Here is a 15,801-nt window from a genome sequence, read left to right as displayed (position 1 = left end):
TTGTTTCACGTGAAACATACTTCTTAAAATATGAAAATTTTGCTTGTCCGTTTGTCTAGTATGGGCGATTTAATTCACACTTTGCCCGCAATTGAGGATTTGGCGCGACAATGCCCTGGTGTAGAACTCCATTGGCTGTGTGAAGCTGGATTTACAGATATTGCGCGCCTGCATCCGTTTGTGAAAAAAATCCATGTGATGAAATGGCGGCAATGGCGCAAACATCTCTTTCAGGCTGAAACTTGGCGGGAAATGGGTCATCTGAAACAGACTTTGCGGCAGGAAGCATTTAATTTTGTATTGGACAGTCAAGGTCTGATTAAAAGCGCGTGTTTCGCTAAAATGGCGAAATCCCCTATTTATGGTTTGGATAAAAATAGCGCGCGCGAGGGACTGGCTGCGCTGGCGTATGCGAAAACATACGCTGTACCGAAAGGGAAAAATGCTGTTTGGCGCAATCGTGAACTGTTTGCCCAAGTATTTGGGTATGCGATGCCGGAAACGCAGGTATTTGGCTTGACTGTTCCTGAAGCAGGCCGTCTGAAAAATTTAGCGCAGCCGTATTATGCGGCTTTGCATGCGACCAGCCGGGACAGTAAGTTATGGCCTGTGGAAAACTGGCGATCGTTGCTGCAAAAGTTGAATGAAGAACAGCAATGCAATATTTACCTGCCTTGGGGAAATGAAGATGAAAAAACGCGTGCCAAACAAATTGCAGACGGACTGCCGTTTGCTATTGTGTGCGACAAAATAAATTTATTGCAGGCAGCGTATCTGCTGAAATACGCGGTCGGAATTGTCGGCGTGGATACCGGTTTGCTGCATTTGGCAAATGCCTTGGAAAAACCTGTGGTCGGCATTTATACCGATACCGATCCGATTAAAACAGGCGTTCAGGTTTCGCCAATTGCAAAAAATTTGGGCAATATCGGGCAGATTCCGATCGCAGATTTGGTTTATCAAGCGCTGATGGATTGTGTTGCAGCAGATAAAGGCTAAAGGGTCGTCTAAAACTGATATGGCGGCATGATATTTTCCAATTTATTAGATACAGGAATGTGTATCCGCTAGTCTGAGTAAATGCTTTAAAAATGGTATAATCGGCAAGCATTATCCGAAAGATTTTTGAATGAATTCGTTTTTAAGGAAAACGGATTTGGTTTTATAGGGAAGAAGGTTTGGTTTCGCTGGATGGTGAAAGCAGCGTTCTTTTTAGGAGGGTTCAATGAAAGCACTGGTCGCAGTAAAGCGCGTAGTGGACTACAACGTCAAAGTTCGTGTAAAAGCCGATGGTTCGGATGTGGATATCGGCAATGTCAAAATGTCGATGAATCCGTTTGACGAAATCGCTGTGGAAGAAGCCGTCCGTTTGAAAGAAGCTGGAAAAGTAAGCGAGATCGTAGCGGTTTCTTTGGGCGAAAAGAAATGCGAAGAAACGTTGCGTACAGCTTTGGCGATGGGTGCCGACCGTGCAATTCATGTTGAAACCGATGCGAAATTGGAGCCGCTGGCAGTTGCCAAGTTGCTGAAAGCCGTTGCGGACAAAGAAAATCCGCAGATTTTCTTTTTGGGCAAACAGGCGATTGATGACGATGCCAACCAAGTGGCGCAAATGCTGGCTGCTTTGCTGAATGCGGCGCAAGGTACGTTTGCGTCCAAAGTACAAATTGAAGGCGACGAAGTGCAGATTGTGCGGGAAATCGATGGCGGCGAAGAAACCATCGCATTGAAACTGCCTGCTGTTATCAGCGCGGATTTGCGTTTGAACGAGCCGCGCTTTGTCAAACTCCCCAATATTATGGCGGCAAAGAAAAAACCTTTGGAAAAACTGACTCCTGACGATTTGGTTGCCGACATTTCACCTCGTTTGAAAACGGTGAAATTTGCCGAACCTAAGGCGCGTCAGGCAGGCGTAAAAGTAGCAAGCGTTGCCGAATTGGTTGAAAAATTGAAAAACGAAGCCAAAGTGATTTGAGGAGGCTGAAATGAGTGTATTGATTATTGTCGAACACGACAACAAACAGTTGAATCCTACCACTTTGCATGCTGTTACCGCTGCCGCTAAGCTGGGTAAAATCGATTTATTGGTTGCCGGAAGCGGTGCATCTGCTGTAGTAGAGTTCGCAAAACAAGTGGCGGGTGTGGAAAAAGTTTTGGTTGCAGATGCTGCCCATTATGCCGAAGGTTTGGCTGAAGAGTTGGCTCCGCTGGTTGTTAAATTGGCAGCGGATTACTGCTATGTTGCAGCAACGGCAACTACATTCGGTAAAAACCTTTTGCCTCGCGTAGCAGCCTTATTAGACGTACCGCAAATTTCTGATTTGACCGAAATTGTGGATAACACGACTTTTGTGCGCCCCATTTATGCGGGTAATGCATTTGAAACCGTGCAAGCTGATTCAGAAAAATTGGTGCTGACCTTCCGTGCGACGGTTTTTGACGCAGTGGCGGCGCAAGGTGGTAATGCTGAGGTAATTAATGTTGAAGCAACCCCTGCCCAAAACCTGAGTCGTTTTGTTAACCGTCAGCTTTCCCATTCCGATCGTCCTGAACTGACTCAGGCAAAAGTGATTGTTTCCGGTGGTCGTGCGTTGGGTAGTGCGGAAAAATTCAATGAAGTGCTGACACCGTTGGCGGATGTTTTAGGTGCGGCAATCGGTGCATCCCGTGCAGCAGTTGATGCCGAATATGCGCCAAACGATGCTCAAGTCGGACAAACCGGTAAAGTAGTTGCGCCGCAACTCTATTTTGCAATCGGTATTTCAGGTGCGATTCAACACGTTGCCGGTATGCAAGACAGTAAGGTGATTGTTGCAATCAATAAAGATGCTGATGCGCCGATTTTCAATGTAGCCGATTACGGATTGGTTGGCGATTTATTTGAAATCGTTCCACAATTAACAGAAGTATTGAAAAATTAATGTTTCACGTGAAACGTTCAGACGACCTTGTTATTAATGAGGTCGTCTGAAAACATTTCAGCATGATTACGACTTATAAAACCATTACTTCCTCGACGCAGGCTGAGTTTAAAGATAAAGGCAGCCGTTTTATTGCATTTGCCTATCCGATTCGGACATTGGCTGATGTGAAAAAATACCTCGATCCGTTAAAGGAAGAGCATCATAAAGCACGACACTGGTGCTATGCCTATCGTTTGGGTGTGGATGGTGTGCAATTTCGTGCCAACGATGATGGAGAGCCATCAGGAAGTGCTGGACGACCAATTTTGGGACAGATTGATTCGGTGGGTATTACCGACGTTTTGGTCGTGGTCGTCCGCTATTTCGGTGGTACTTTGTTAGGTGTTCCAGGTCTGATACATGCGTACAAAGAGGCGACGGCTCAAGCGTTGGCAGTTGCAGAAGTAGTTGAAAAGAATATTGAAAAAACTGTTTGGCTGAAATGTGAATATCCGTTTTTGAATGAAGCGATACGCATTGCTAAACAATATCAGGCGGATGTATTGGAGCGGGATTTGCAGTTGGATTGCCGATTGACGGTCAGTTTGTCGTTGGTAAATTATGAGGCCTGTGTTGCGGCTTGGAAGAGTACACGGCAGATTGAAGTAAATACGGAAAAGCCTTTTGAATGAAAGGTCGTCTGAAATGCTTTGTGATGGTATTTCAGACGACCTCTTCGCTGACTAATCTTCTTGTGTATATTTGTCTAAGGCATCGACGCTGGAGCGCAAATATAACCAAGCCAGTTGATGGAATTCGCCCAGCGCGTTCCATAGTGCATCTTCACTCATAATGCTGTATTCGCCTTCTGTGCGCAAATCCACCTCCGCTCCATCTTCAATAGCCCGATGACAAGCCTGATATTCGTGGGTATAAAAATTGTCCATATCGCGAATCAAAGCGACGGCATGTTTCCAACGGCGGATGTCTTCTTCCAATTGCGGTAGTAAATGACACCATTCGCGGTATTTGCTTTGGATTTCATCAATACGTTTTTGCATGGTTGCTTGTCCTTTTTTAATTTATGAATAAGTTGAATAGGTTGCAGAGTGGAATGAAGCGGTCTTTTGTTTGATTCTACTAAAATTTCTTCAGATGGGATAAAAGTCCCTTTGTATCGAGTTTTCGTTAAAAGTACATATTTGTCAAGGAGATGGCATGAAACTGCTGGTTATCGGTAATGGCGGTCGCGAACACGCGCTGGCTTGGAAATTGGCGCAGTCGCCTAAAGTGGAAACAGTATTTGTTGCGTCTGGTAATGCCGGTACAGCGATTGAACCCAAGCTGCAAAACATCGACTTGACTGCGCATCAGGATTTGATTGAATTCTGTCGTAAAGAAAATATTGTTTTTACCGTCGTCGGCCCTGAAGCGCCTTTGGCGGCAGGTGTTGTGGATGATTTCCGTGCTGCAGGACTAAAAATATTCGGTCCGACACAATATGCGGCGCAGTTGGAAAGTTCCAAAGATTTCGCCAAAGCATTTATGGCGAAATACAATATTCCGACCGCGCAATATCAAACCTTTGAAAACGCCGATGCCGCACATGATTACGTCAATCAGAAAGGTGCGCCTATCGTTATCAAAGCCGATGGTTTGGCGGCAGGTAAAGGCGTGATTGTGGCGATGACTTTGGATGAAGCGCATGCTGCGATTGATGATATGCTGCTGGACAACAAAATGGGCAATGCCGGCGCGCGTATTGTGATTGAAGATTTCCTGCAAGGCGAAGAAGCGAGTTTTATCGTCATGGTTGATGGCAATAATGTACTGCCTATGGCAACCAGCCAAGACCACAAGCGTCTTTTAGACGGCGACAAAGGTCTGAATACGGGCGGTATGGGTGCGTACAGCCCTGCGCCTGTGGTAACGCCTGTTGTGTACGAACGCGCGATGAATGAAATTATTTTGCCGACCGTAGCAGGGATGAAAGCGGAGGGGCATGAGTTCACCGGTTTCCTGTACGCAGGTTTGATGATTGATCAAAGCGGTGCACCCCATACGATTGAGTTTAACTGCCGTTTCGGCGATCCTGAAACCCAGCCGATTATGAGCCGACTGAACAGCGACTTATCGGATTTGGTTGAAGCGGCAATAGACGGCAAACTCGATAGCGTAACCGCGGAATGGAGCCCGCAAACTGCCGTGGGCGTGGTACTGGCGGCGCAAAATTACCCCGAAACGCCCAAAAAAGGCGATGTTATTTCCGGTCTGGATGCTGCCAACCAAGTAGGCAAAGTTTTCCATGCAGGTACAACGGCAAACGAGAAAGGTGACGTATTGACCAACGGCGGACGCGTATTGTGTGTTGTGGGATTGGGCGATAATGTGGCGCAAGCGAAAGCTAAGGCATATGGCGCGTTGGAAAAAATCAGTTTCGACGGGATGCAATACCGTAAAGACATTGCCGATAAAGCGATTAACCGTTAATTAGAAAGAGGATGATGCCGTCTGAAGCCAAGTATGACTGATGTGCTTCAGACGGTATTTTATATTATGTTATTTCCGAGAATTATCGCAGCATCAGCGCAACGTAAGTTAAGCGTTTATTTGAAAAAAGGCGGTTTGGTCGCTTATCCGACCGAATCTTGTTATGGCTTGGGGTGTCTTCCGACATTAGCCAAAGCACTCGGTAAGTTGGCGCATTTGAAAAAAAGACCGCAACACAAGGGTATGATTGTCATCGGGAATCAATTTGAGCAATTGCAGCCTTTACTTCAAATGCCGTCTGAAAATCTTCAGGATATGCTTAGAAAAGAATGGCCCGCCCCTAAAACGTTCCTATTATCCGCCAAATCCTGTGTCTTACCCGAGTTACGCGGGAAACAGCGCAGCAAGTTGGCGGTCAGGGTTCCCGCCCATGTAGGTGCGCGCCGCTTGTGTCAGGCTTTGCAAACGCCTTTGGTCTCGACTTCGTGCAACCGCGCAGGCAAACGCGCGTGTCGGACGGAGAGGGAAGTCAGAAGGCAATTCGGACGCGATGTGTGGATTGTTGGTGGGAGAATCGGCAGGCAGAAATCGCCGAGTCAGATTATTGACGGGGAAACAGGTAAACGTTTGCGTTAGATATGGGTACTTGAATGAAAACTTTTTTTGCATACACAAAGAAAAAATTTTTCGGATAGCATTTCTCTACATGATTGTTATTGCACAGAGATAAAGGTAGAAGGACGCAACGTCTGCTTTAATTTTGAGGACGGTTTTGTCGTTCCGGACAATAATCCGAACAATCAAGCGGGCAAGCATCTGAAAACAGATTTTTCCCGTGTTGTTTTAACCCATAAAAATGAAAACGCCGAAGATGATTATTTGTTCGATATTTTTGAAGACATCGTTTTTTTAGGGAAACGTTTGTTTACGGTCAGAAAATTTCTTGATTTTTCTGAATTGCTTGAGATGGTCAATACACAAGGTTATTTTCTTGAGTTTCTGTATTTGTATAGTGGATTAAATTTAAACCAGTACGGCGTTACCTCGCCTTGCCGTACTATCTGTACTGTCTGCGGCTTCGTTCGCCTTGTCCTGATTTTTGTTAATCCACTATATTTCGGATGGAAGCCGGTTTTAAAAATAATGTGGATAACTTTGTGGATAATTTTCAGGGAATGGCAAAATGCCGTCTGAAATGCTGATATTTCAGTATTTCAGACGGCATTTTTATGACAAGGTTTGTGGGTAGGTTTGTGTATAAGTTGCAATCAGAGTTTTTTTCCGCATACGGTTTCATATTGTTTTTCGGTTAATGTCCCGGACAGGATGCTCATCGGGCGGAGGGAAGAGGCTGTGTAGTTTTGTGTGGAAATTTCCGTGTTTTTTGTATCAAACAACTGTAGCGAACTTAAGCGGTATGTTTTGTTGTTGCAGTGGATTTCCCACTCGGCAATGGCAGTCTTGTATGCGGGGGTGTTGGCAAAACGTTCTTGTTTTAGATTGGTAACAACTTTTTTATCTTGGAAAATCATCAGATTTCCGTTTTTTCTCACGCTGTCTTTATTGATATATGTATGAATATTGCCGTTTGAGATTGTGCCGATATTTTCCCATCGGGCAGACTTGTCCGGTGTGCTGCAGGCGGTTATCAAAATAGGGAGTAAAACGAAAGATAGGAAGATTGGGCGCATTAGGGTTTCCTTAATCATTGAAATCTGCTCATTCAGAAAGAACGGGTTGGGCGGGAGGGGTAGCGCCGTCTGTGAAATAAGGCAAATAAAGCAAATTGATGCAGCCTTCGTGTTTTGCGTATTTATATATTCCGTATGGAGGAATATGCTGCTTTTGAAGCGTGTATTATGGATGAACTGCCGATAACAGTAAATCGGTTTGATTTTTTTCCGTCAGCTTATGCCGTCTGAAGCCTTTTCAGACGGCATTTATTTTGAAGTTTTGGTTGTTTTTGCCAGTGATATTTTGATGGTTTGAAGCTGTCTTTTATATTCTCGGCAATGTGGGCAGAACAGCAGGTGTGTGTATATGGAAATCTTCTCGCCCGGGGTGGTTTCCCGGTCCTGATGTTTGGAAAGAAGCAGGGCGATATCGCGGCATTTTTTCATAACGTTTACTTCGGGTTTTCTTGGTTGAACCATTTGATTTGCAGGCATTGGCGCAATGATTCTCGGGCGCGGTGCATAATGGTGTGGTAGTTGGACGTGCTGATACCGCACATTTGTTGTATTTCGTCGGATGAAAAACCGAGTATTTCCTTCAGGGTAAATACCCGTGCGGTGTTTTCAGGCAAGTTGTATAGGCAGCTTTGCAGAATTTTTTGGAATTCGTTGTTGTTTAATGATTTTTCCGGAGTGTTCCAATGTTGCGGCTGCCCTTCCGGCGTCCAATGCCCGTTTTGGGAAAAATGGCTTTCAAATGCTTCATCCAGTAGCTCGTCATCCAGTGTGGTAAAGACTTTCCTCTGCCTTCCGATTTGACGTAATGCGTCAATAATTTTGTTTTTCAATATGGCAAAAAGCCAGCTGTTGACAAGTGCCCTGCCTTGAAAACTGTCGCCTGCGCTGTATGCGGACAGCAATGTTTCCTGCACTAAATCTTCAGCCAAATCAGGGTGGTCGGGCAACTGAAGCCGCGCAAAATGCAGAAGCAGTTTACGCGACTCTATTAATTCGGCATCGGTCAGGTCGGGTAGCGGCATAGTATCGGGAACAAGGTAATTTTATGCGGATAGATGGTTTTGGCCCGGGGAATTGCCTTCCATATTTTCGGATATGGCGGACAAGGAGGGGATGATAATCCTTTGTTCAGTCCAGCCTGACCATTTCCCAAGCAAAATATTTTTCCAATTATCGTCCTCAGGCATAAATTCGACAAGGGTTTGGGCGAGGGTGTCAAACGAAAGCGCGGAGGAACCCATTATTTCTAGCAGCATCATATCGAAGCCGTCCAATGTTTGGTACATCACATCATCTTCGGCGTTTCGCCATATTAACAAGGCTGTTTCCGCTTCATGCAAATCATCGGTAACATCATATCGATATTGCCGGATAAAGGCCGCAGGGGAAGGTGTGTATTTGCTGTCATTTGAATAATGAATGTCGGGAATATCCGGAATTTGAGCAACTTCTGCCAGCAATTGGGTATATTCAAAATCCATCAGTGCCAAAATGCCGTCTAAAAGCGGCAGGCTTTGGCAATATTGTAGGAACTCGCCGGGGATTTCTTGAAAATAGGGCGTTTGGGCGTGCGCGTCGCGGACGAAACCTTCTTTCAGACGGCTCCATTCTTCGCTGTCAAAGTATTGCCGCGTTTCGGTATAGCAGCGGTCGATAAAGCTGTGGATATTGTTGCGTATCAGGCGGATATAGACGTTCAGTCGGTCTTGCGGCAGACCGTCTGCGGCTTCGCCCCCGCGTATGGCTTGGGCGAAACGGTGCTGGTATTGGGCGGAGGTTTCAGGCTGCACGGCGGTATTCCTTTCCGGCACGCGTTTGATAATCGGCGATTTTGGCGACTTCGGCTTCGAGTTCGGCAAAAGGCGGGAAATTAAAATCGCGTTCCAACAGGGTGGGCGGAATCGTCGGCAGCTTGGCATAGGCAAGTTCGAGCAAGTCCCAAACAGTCGGCAAAACTGCCGCGCCATGTGTATCAATCAACAATTCCGGCGTTTCCACGTCATGTCCGGCAATATGGATATAGCACACGCGCTCTGCGTCAACGTTTTTCAAAAAAGCCTCCGGCGACAGCAGACCGTGATTGACGGCGTTGACGTAGATATTGTTCACATCCAGATGAATGCCGCAATCGGCCTCACGTGCGACGGCGTTGAGGAACTCGACCTCGTTCATCTCGGCAAGCGGGGAATGCAGATAGTAGGACGTGTTTTCCACGGCGATGCGGCAGCCCAAACGGTCTTGCACTTCACGGATACGCCGCGCCGTATGATGCACCATTTCCTCGGTGAAGGGCAGCGGCAACAAATCGTAAAGATGACCGCCGTCGTGGCAGTAGCTCAAATGGTCGGAGAAAAACGTGCAATCGTAACGGCGCATCATTTCTTTGATGCCGTCTATCAAATCAGTATCCAGCGGTGCTTGCCCGCCCAGCGACATAGACAATCCGTGCAACGCCAGCGGCAGCCGTTCCGCCACACGGTCAAACTGTTTGCGCGCCCAGCCGCCCATTTTCAGCCAGTTTTCCGGTGCGGCTTCGATAAAGCATATCGGGCTGTTTTCGGAAAGCGAGAGAAAGTCTTCCGCCAAGTCGCGGCGGTAGCCCAAGCCTGCGTGTTGAATCATATTTTTACCCGGTTCGGATGGCACAAAAGAATGATGTGCTTGTTAAAAAATCTTTGTTTGCCGTTAAAAAAGCCGCATTTTACTGAAAAACGCGGCTTGGTTTGAAGGGGTGGGATTATTTAGAACCGCATTTGCCTTCGCCGCATTTGCCTTCGGCAGATTTGGCCTTGGCTTTAGATGCTTTGGTGTGTTTGTGGGTTTTTTTTACGGTCGCACCGCATTTGCCCTCGCCGCATTTGCCTTCGCCTGCTTTAGAACCAGCCGCGCCGCACGAACCTTCGGCAGATTTGGACGCGCCGCAAGAGCCATGGGCGGATTTATGAACGCCTGTTGCGTTGCTTGCCGGTTTGTTGGCAGCCACTGCACCGGCGGCCAAAGACAGGGATAAAGCACCGGCGAGTGCGGCAGCAATGTTTTTGTTCATTTCTATTTCCTTTTCAGAATATCAAGTTAACGAGATAAGGTTGGAATGTTTAAAGTCAGATTCCACGACTGAATCAATCTTGCTTCAGACGGCATCGGGGGCAAAACCGTTTTTTCAGCAGCGTATCCAGCGACCATCCGCCCGCACCCTGGAAAAGCAGCGGGATTAATACCACGATATAAATTAAAGCCATTTTATAACCGTTGTCGCAGACATTGTAACCCGAACCGGCGTGAACCGCAGCCCAAGCGACGGCGGTAACGACCATCAGCCCTAATGCCGACAGACGCGTTGCCAAACCCAAAAGCAACAGTACGGGCAGTAAAAGCTCCGCATACATAGCGAGATTCCAGTTTAACGCGTCCGGCAGCAAGTTGAACGGGAATGGGAATTGATCGTTGATTTCAGAAAACCAATTCTCCCCGTTCCATTTTTGCAAACCCGATTCCAAAAATTCATATGCGGCAAACAGACGCAAAACCAGCATAGCGGATGCCGTCTGCCAAGTTGTTCCGATTTTCATAAGTGTTCCTGTTTTGGTTCTGTTGATACCCCATTAGACGGATTTTGTCGGAAAAACTGACACCCGGCAGCCAATGATTTAACAAGTTAATGAATATAAAAAGAAAGTATTTTGATGGAAAGGAAGGGAAAAAGGCGGGATATTTGGATAACGGCGGTGTTGTGAGATAATTCCCACCTTGGATAGTATGCCTTCAAATATAATTTCCGTAAAGGAAAAAAAGAAATATTAATTTTGATGATGACTTAACAAAGCCCCCATTTGCTTGGCTGTCAAAGGGGGTTGTTAAGAAAAGCAATCCCTCTTTTTGACGGGGTGCGATATATAAAGGAATGGAAAATATGGTAACGTTTTCAAAAATCAGACCGCTTTTGGCAATCGCCGCCGCCGCGTTGCTTGCCGCCTGCGGCACGGCGGGAAATAATGCTGCCCGCAAGCTGGTGCAAACCGCCAAACCCGCCGCAGTGGTCGGTTTGGCACTCGGTGGCGGCGCATCTAAAGGATTTGCCCATGTAGGTATTATTAAGGTTTTGAAAGAAAACGGTATTCCTGTGAAGGTGGTTACCGGTACATCGGCAGGTTCGATTGTCGGCAGCCTTTTTGCATCGGGTATGTCGCCCGACCGCCTCGAATTGGAAGCCGAAATTTTAGGCAAAACCGATTTGGTCGATTTAACCTTGTCCACCAGTGGTTTTATCAAAGGCGAAAAGCTGCAAAATTACATCAACCGAAAAGTCGGCGGCAGGCAGATTCAGCAGTTTCCCATCAAATTTGCCGCCGTTGCTACTGATTTTGAAACCGGCAAGGCCGTCGCTTTCAATCAGGGGAATGCCGGGCAGGCTGTGCGCGCTTCCGCCGCCATTCCCAATGTGTTCCAACCCGTTATCATCGGCAGGCATACATATGTTGACGGCGGTCTGTCGCAGCCCGTGCCCGTCAGTGCCGCCCGGCGGCAGGGGGCGAATTTCGTGATTGCCGTCGATATTTCCGCCCGTCCGGGCAAAAACATCAGCCAAGGTTTCTTCTCTTATCTCGATCAGACGCTGAACGTAATGAGCGTTTCTGCGTTGCAAAATGAGTTGGGGCAGGCGGATGTGGTTATCAAACCACAGGTTTTGGATTTGGGTGCAGTCGGCGGTTTCGATCAGAAAAAACGCGCTATTCGGTTGGGCGAGGAGGCAGCGCGTGCCGCATTGCCTGAAATCAAACGCAAACTGGCGGCATACCGTTATTGACGCTATGCCGTCTGAACGTGTTTCCAGAAGGCTTTATCCATAGAAAAAAATACCCGAATCCCGTACAATACGCCCCTAAAATTTTGAAAGAACAAAAGAATCATGGAAGCCGAAGTAATCAACCAGCTCAACAATACCCTGAATGATTTGGAAAAGCGCAGCGAAGACATCCGAGTTTATATGGATTATCAGGGTAAGAAAGACCGATTGGAAGAAGTTATCGGTCTTTCCGAAGACCCCGAACTTTGGAACGACCCGAAACGCGCCCAAGAAATCGGCAAAGAGCGCAAAATCCTCGAAGGCATCGTGTTGACGCTCGACAACATCGCTTCGGGCATCGAAGACAACCGCATGCTGATTGAAATGACCGTCGAAGAAAACGACGAAGAAGGTTTTGCCGCCGTACAGGAAGATGTGGCGGGGCTGGAAAAACAGATGGCGGATTTGGAGTTCAAACGGATGTTCAACCAGCCCGCCGACCCGAACAACTGCTTTATCGACATCACCGCAGGCGCGGGCGGTACGGAAGCGGAAGACTGGGCGGGTATGCTGTTCCGCATGTACAGCCGCTACGCCGAGCGCAAAGGCTTCAAAATCGAAATCCTCGAAGAAGACGACGGCGAAATCGCAGGCATCAACCGTGCGACTATCCGAGTGGAAGGCGAATACGCTTATGGTTTGCTGCGTACCGAAACCGGCGTTCACCGCTTGGTGCGCTATTCACCGTTTGACTCGAACAACAAACGCCATACCTCGTTTGCCTCCGTGTTCGTTTACCCTGAAATCGACGATTCCATCGAAATCGAAATCAACCCCGCCGATTTGCGCATCGACACCTATCGCGCATCGGGTGCGGGCGGTCAGCACATCAATAAAACCGACTCCGCCGTGCGCATTACCCACGAGCCGACGGGGATTGTGGTGCAATGTCAAAACGACCGTTCGCAACACGCCAACAAAGCGGCCGCGATGGAAATGTTGAAATCCAAACTGTATGAATTGGAAATGCGCAAACGCAACGAAGAGAAACAGGCGTTGGAAGAAGGTAAATCCGATGTAGGTTGGGGCAGCCAAATCCGTTCGTATGTTTTGGATTCCTCACGTATCAAAGACTTGCGCACAGGCTACGAAGTCGGCAACACCAAAGCCGTATTGGATGGCGACTTGGACGGCTTTATCGAAGCCAGCCTGAAACAGGGCGTGTAGTTTAGGCTGTATGCCGTCTGAAACCTGTACCGTTTCAGACGGCATTTTTGCGTTTCGTGTTATAATCCGCGCCGCACACGGGACGGGCAGACAGTCGCCGCGTATCGCGTAAGGCATACGGGGAGGAAAGTCCGGGCTCCGCAGGGTAGAATGCCGGTTAACGGCCGGGCGCGGTAACGCGACGGAAAGTGGAACAGAAAGCAAAACCGCCGATGGCTGCTTTGGCAGCACAGGCAAGGGTGAAAAGGTGCGGTAAGGGCGCACCGCGCATTTGGTAACAATATGCGGCAGGCCAAACCCCATTCGGAGCAAGACCAAACAGAACGCAATGACGCTGCCCGCCGAGCGTTCGGGTAGGTTGCTTGAGCATACCGGTAACGGTATGCCTAGAGGAATGACTGTCCGAGACAGAACCCGGCTTACCGCCTGTCCGGTGTGCATCCGACACGCAAATGCCGTCTGAAACCTGAAATATGGTTCAGACGGCATTTTTATTTAGGTTGTGTTTTTATAGTGGATTAACAAAAACCAGTACGGCGTTGCCTCGCCCTAGCTCGAAGAGAACGATTCTCTAAAGGTGCTAAGCACCAAGTGAATCGGTTCCGTACTGTCTGTACTGTCTGCGGCTTCGTCCGCCTTGTCCTGATTTTTGTTAATCCACTATATATTCCGTTGATGCAGCACTAATTTAGTCGGATAAAATGCCTTTTACTCAATAGAACCGGTTTCCGCCCAAGCGGAAATAAACGGCTATTTCCCTTGCAAACAGACGGAATCAGTCAGATATTTAAATGACAATCGGCAGGCTGCCTTCCGGTTGGGGGGAGCCTGTCCTGTCGGGTGGAAACGGTTTGGTTTCATTATGCGGAAAAATGCCGTCTGAAGGGTTCAGACGGCATCGGGGCGGGACTTAGTCTGTGCCTTCGAGCATTTTGTTCAATTTGGGGACGAGCAGGAGCAGCAGGAAGCCTGTGGCTGCGCCGATGTAGAACAGCAGCCGATAGAAGCCGATTTCGTCGCCCGCCTGATAGCCTTTTTCAAACAATACGCCGCCCAAAGTGAAGCCTAATGAAAAGGCAAGGAAATTAAGGGCGACCATTTGGGTTTTGAATAAAGGCGGTGCGATTTTGGTGGAGATGGACAGCGCAATCGGGGAAATCATCAGTTCGCCTATCGTGATGGCGAGGACGATCAGTGCGAAAACCGCAATAGGCATCGGCGTACCGGAGGAAATAAAGGGGACGAATCCCAAAAACGACGCGCCGGTAATAAATACCGCCATAGCGAATTTCAGCGGGGTTTTGGGCTGTTTGCGCCCCATTTTTGTCCACATTGCCGCCATCAGTCCGGAAAACAGGATGACCCACAGGCTTTGCATAGAATCTTTCCAGGCGACGGGCACGGTAAACGAACCGATGGTGCGGTTGACGGTTTCGTCGAAATAGACGGTTGCCACGGTGTAAATCTGAAACCAGACCGCCCAAAACATACAGATGGTCAGGAAAAGCGGGATGTAGGCGATGATGTGCCGTTTGTTGTCGGAACTGACGCGGGGGTTGGTCAGCAGGCGGGCGAAATAGGCGATGACGGCAAGGATGACGGTAGATAAGAGGATGCCGGAGAAATTGTCGAGGTTGACAAGCCCGGTTTTGATGGCGGTTGCAAGTGCGGCGATGAGGGTGATGCCGACGGCGGCCGCAGTTTTGCCCTGTCCTTTTGAAAGCGGATGGGGGACGGTGGGGTGGGGCAGGTTTTTACGTCCCAAGGAATAACGCCACAAGCCGAATGCCATACCGACCGCCGCCGCGCCGAAACCATAATGGAAACCGATGTTTTCCTGCAGCAGGCCGGTCAGCAGCGGGCCTAGGAAGCCGCCGATATTGATGGCGATGTAGAAAATGGAAAATCCCGCATCGCGCAGCGGGCGCATTTCGTCCTGTTCGTATAATGCGCCCACCATAGAACTGGCCGTAGATTTCACGCCGCCGCTGCCCAATGCGATGAATATCAGCCCGATTAAAAGGCCGTACAGACCCGGGGCGGCGGCAAGGACGATGTGTCCGAGCATCACGACGATGCCCGAGAGGAAGAGGGTTTTTTCCGCACCCCATACTCGGTCGGCAAACCACGCCCCCAAAATGGTGGACAGGTACACGCTGCCGCTGTATGCGCCGACAATGCCGCCGGCGAGGGTTTTGTCTATGCCCAAGCCGCCTTTGTCGGCGGTGTAGTAGAGGTAAATCAGCAGGATGCCCTGCATTCCGTAAAATGAAAAACGTTCCCACAATTCGATATGGAAGAGGGTGGAAAGCTGGAAGGGGTGGCCGAAGAATGTTTTTTCTCCGGTGGGGGCGGGATGCCGGGACATAAAGGTTCTCCTAAAAGATTTTCTCTCAATACCGTCTGAAACGGATGCGGACGGCGGCGGTGTTTTTTGTATGAAAATCGGTTTTTAACCGATATTTTCATTCTTTGTCAAACGACGCGCTGCCGTTTTTCGCGGGCGGATGTTTTTATATTTTTTTCAATTCAACGGATTGTATTTTAGAGGATGTGTTCCGATACGGCGCGGGTAAAGCCTTTTCTGTTAAGGGCTTATCCGATAGGGCGGTTTTTACTTAGATGGAAAATCACTTCCTTATATATCCGCCACGCCGAAGGGCGCATTATAGAGGATTAACAAAAACCGGTACGGCGTTGCCTCGCC

General features: G+C 48.3%; 18 protein-coding genes and 1 other RNA gene. 10 read left to right on the top strand and 9 right to left on the bottom strand.

All coding sequences use genetic code 11. The features are described 5' to 3' along the window. Positions 1–30: 30 nt before the first annotated feature. From waaC to HMPREF2959_RS07675, 4 genes are all read left to right on the top strand, one after another. A complete protein-coding gene (gene waaC / locus HMPREF2959_RS07690; protein ID WP_002243696.1) occupies positions 31–999 on the top strand; it encodes a lipopolysaccharide heptosyltransferase I in 969 nt (322 codons plus the stop codon). 226 nt (positions 1,000–1,225) lie between these two features. Continuing rightward, a complete protein-coding gene (locus HMPREF2959_RS07685; RefSeq protein WP_002243695.1) occupies positions 1,226–1,975 on the top strand; it encodes an electron transfer flavoprotein subunit beta/FixA family protein in 750 nt (249 codons plus the stop codon). Between the two features lie 10 nt (positions 1,976–1,985). Next, positions 1,986–2,921: an electron transfer flavoprotein subunit alpha/FixB family protein gene (locus HMPREF2959_RS07680; protein ID WP_002235308.1), complete on the top strand. Its 936-nt coding sequence runs from the start codon at positions 1,986–1,988 to the stop codon at positions 2,919–2,921. A gap of 62 nt (positions 2,922–2,983) precedes the next feature. Beyond that, a complete protein-coding gene (locus tag HMPREF2959_RS07675; RefSeq protein ID WP_002238504.1) occupies positions 2,984–3,595 on the top strand; it encodes an IMPACT family protein in 612 nt (203 codons plus the stop codon). 51 nt (positions 3,596–3,646) lie between these two features. Here the strand turns inward: HMPREF2959_RS07675 and HMPREF2959_RS07670 are convergent, their stop codons facing one another. Beyond that, complete coding sequence (locus HMPREF2959_RS07670; protein ID WP_002220014.1) at positions 3,647–3,964, bottom strand: DUF4298 domain-containing protein; 318 nt, start codon at positions 3,962–3,964, stop codon at positions 3,647–3,649. Positions 3,965–4,121: 157 nt separating this feature from the next. Here HMPREF2959_RS07670 and purD point away from each other — a divergent pair, with 157 nt between their 5' ends. From purD to HMPREF2959_RS12205, 3 genes are read left to right on the top strand one after another with little or no spacing between them, the layout of a single operon-like run. Then, positions 4,122–5,393: a phosphoribosylamine--glycine ligase gene (gene purD, locus HMPREF2959_RS07665; protein ID WP_002223227.1), complete on the top strand. Its 1,272-nt coding sequence runs from the start codon at positions 4,122–4,124 to the stop codon at positions 5,391–5,393. Positions 5,394–5,426: 33 nt separating this feature from the next. After that, entirely contained in the window at positions 5,427–6,029 is a 603-nt protein-coding gene (locus HMPREF2959_RS07660) for an L-threonylcarbamoyladenylate synthase (protein WP_002221739.1), read from the top strand. Positions 6,030–6,056: 27 nt separating this feature from the next. Then, complete coding sequence (locus tag HMPREF2959_RS12205) at positions 6,057–6,587, top strand: hypothetical protein (protein ID WP_371441797.1); 531 nt, start codon at positions 6,057–6,059, stop codon at positions 6,585–6,587. 74 nt (positions 6,588–6,661) lie between these two features. Here the strand turns inward: HMPREF2959_RS12205 and HMPREF2959_RS07650 are convergent, their stop codons facing one another. The 7 genes from HMPREF2959_RS07650 to HMPREF2959_RS07620 all read right to left on the bottom strand — a co-directional run bounded on the left by HMPREF2959_RS07650 (position 6,662) and on the right by HMPREF2959_RS07620 (position 10,653). Further along, the gene (locus HMPREF2959_RS07650) at positions 6,662–7,102 is read right to left on the bottom strand and encodes a surface-adhesin E family protein (RefSeq protein WP_003688111.1); all 441 of its coding nucleotides are present in this window, start codon (positions 7,100–7,102) and stop codon (positions 6,662–6,664) included. 231 nt (positions 7,103–7,333) lie between these two features. After that, positions 7,334–7,513: a zf-HC2 domain-containing protein gene (locus HMPREF2959_RS07645; RefSeq protein WP_083314158.1), complete on the bottom strand. Its 180-nt coding sequence runs from the start codon at positions 7,511–7,513 to the stop codon at positions 7,334–7,336. A gap of 5 nt (positions 7,514–7,518) precedes the next feature. Continuing rightward, positions 7,519–8,106: a sigma-70 family RNA polymerase sigma factor gene (locus HMPREF2959_RS07640; RefSeq protein WP_002215151.1), complete on the bottom strand. Its 588-nt coding sequence runs from the start codon at positions 8,104–8,106 to the stop codon at positions 7,519–7,521. A gap of 21 nt (positions 8,107–8,127) precedes the next feature. After that, the gene (locus HMPREF2959_RS07635; protein WP_002218251.1) at positions 8,128–8,874 is read right to left on the bottom strand and encodes an HvfC family RiPP maturation protein; all 747 of its coding nucleotides are present in this window, start codon (positions 8,872–8,874) and stop codon (positions 8,128–8,130) included. Continuing rightward, a complete protein-coding gene (locus HMPREF2959_RS07630) occupies positions 8,864–9,706 on the bottom strand; it encodes an HvfB family MNIO-type RiPP peptide maturase (protein ID WP_002240863.1) in 843 nt (280 codons plus the stop codon). Before HMPREF2959_RS07630 ends, HMPREF2959_RS07635 begins: the two co-directional genes overlap by 11 nt. Positions 9,707–9,821: 115 nt before the next feature. Then, the gene (locus tag HMPREF2959_RS07625; RefSeq protein ID WP_002215148.1) at positions 9,822–10,130 is read right to left on the bottom strand and encodes an HvfA family oxazolone/thioamide-modified RiPP metallophore; all 309 of its coding nucleotides are present in this window, start codon (positions 10,128–10,130) and stop codon (positions 9,822–9,824) included. Between the two features lie 73 nt (positions 10,131–10,203). Continuing rightward, positions 10,204–10,653, bottom strand: coding sequence for an HvfX family Cu-binding RiPP maturation protein (locus HMPREF2959_RS07620; RefSeq protein ID WP_002225738.1), 450 nt, complete (start codon positions 10,651–10,653; stop codon positions 10,204–10,206). Between the two features lie 341 nt (positions 10,654–10,994). Between HMPREF2959_RS07620 and HMPREF2959_RS07615 the strand changes: the two genes are divergently transcribed. The 3 genes from HMPREF2959_RS07615 to rnpB all read left to right on the top strand — a co-directional run bounded on the left by HMPREF2959_RS07615 (position 10,995) and on the right by rnpB (position 13,532). Further along, complete coding sequence (locus HMPREF2959_RS07615; protein ID WP_002240877.1) at positions 10,995–11,888, top strand: patatin-like phospholipase family protein; 894 nt, start codon at positions 10,995–10,997, stop codon at positions 11,886–11,888. Positions 11,889–11,990: 102 nt separating this feature from the next. Next, the gene (prfB, locus tag HMPREF2959_RS07610) at positions 11,991–13,094 is read left to right on the top strand and encodes a peptide chain release factor 2 (RefSeq protein WP_002215143.1); all 1,104 of its coding nucleotides are present in this window, start codon (positions 11,991–11,993) and stop codon (positions 13,092–13,094) included. A 78-nt stretch (positions 13,095–13,172) separates the two neighbouring features. After that, positions 13,173–13,532, top strand: an RNA gene (gene rnpB, locus HMPREF2959_RS07605) — RNase P RNA component class A. Between the two features lie 472 nt (positions 13,533–14,004). Here rnpB and HMPREF2959_RS07595 read toward each other — a convergent pair. Then, entirely contained in the window at positions 14,005–15,462 is a 1,458-nt protein-coding gene (locus tag HMPREF2959_RS07595; RefSeq protein WP_070696613.1) for an MFS transporter, read from the bottom strand. Positions 15,463–15,801: the final 339 nt, after the last annotated feature.

Source organism: Neisseria sp. HMSC070F02 (genome assembly GCF_001814225.1).
Classification (GTDB): domain Bacteria; phylum Pseudomonadota; class Gammaproteobacteria; order Burkholderiales; family Neisseriaceae; genus Neisseria; species Neisseria meningitidis.
The sequence above is the reverse complement of the archived record's forward strand: the minus strand, read 5'-3'. Positions and strand labels throughout refer to the sequence as shown.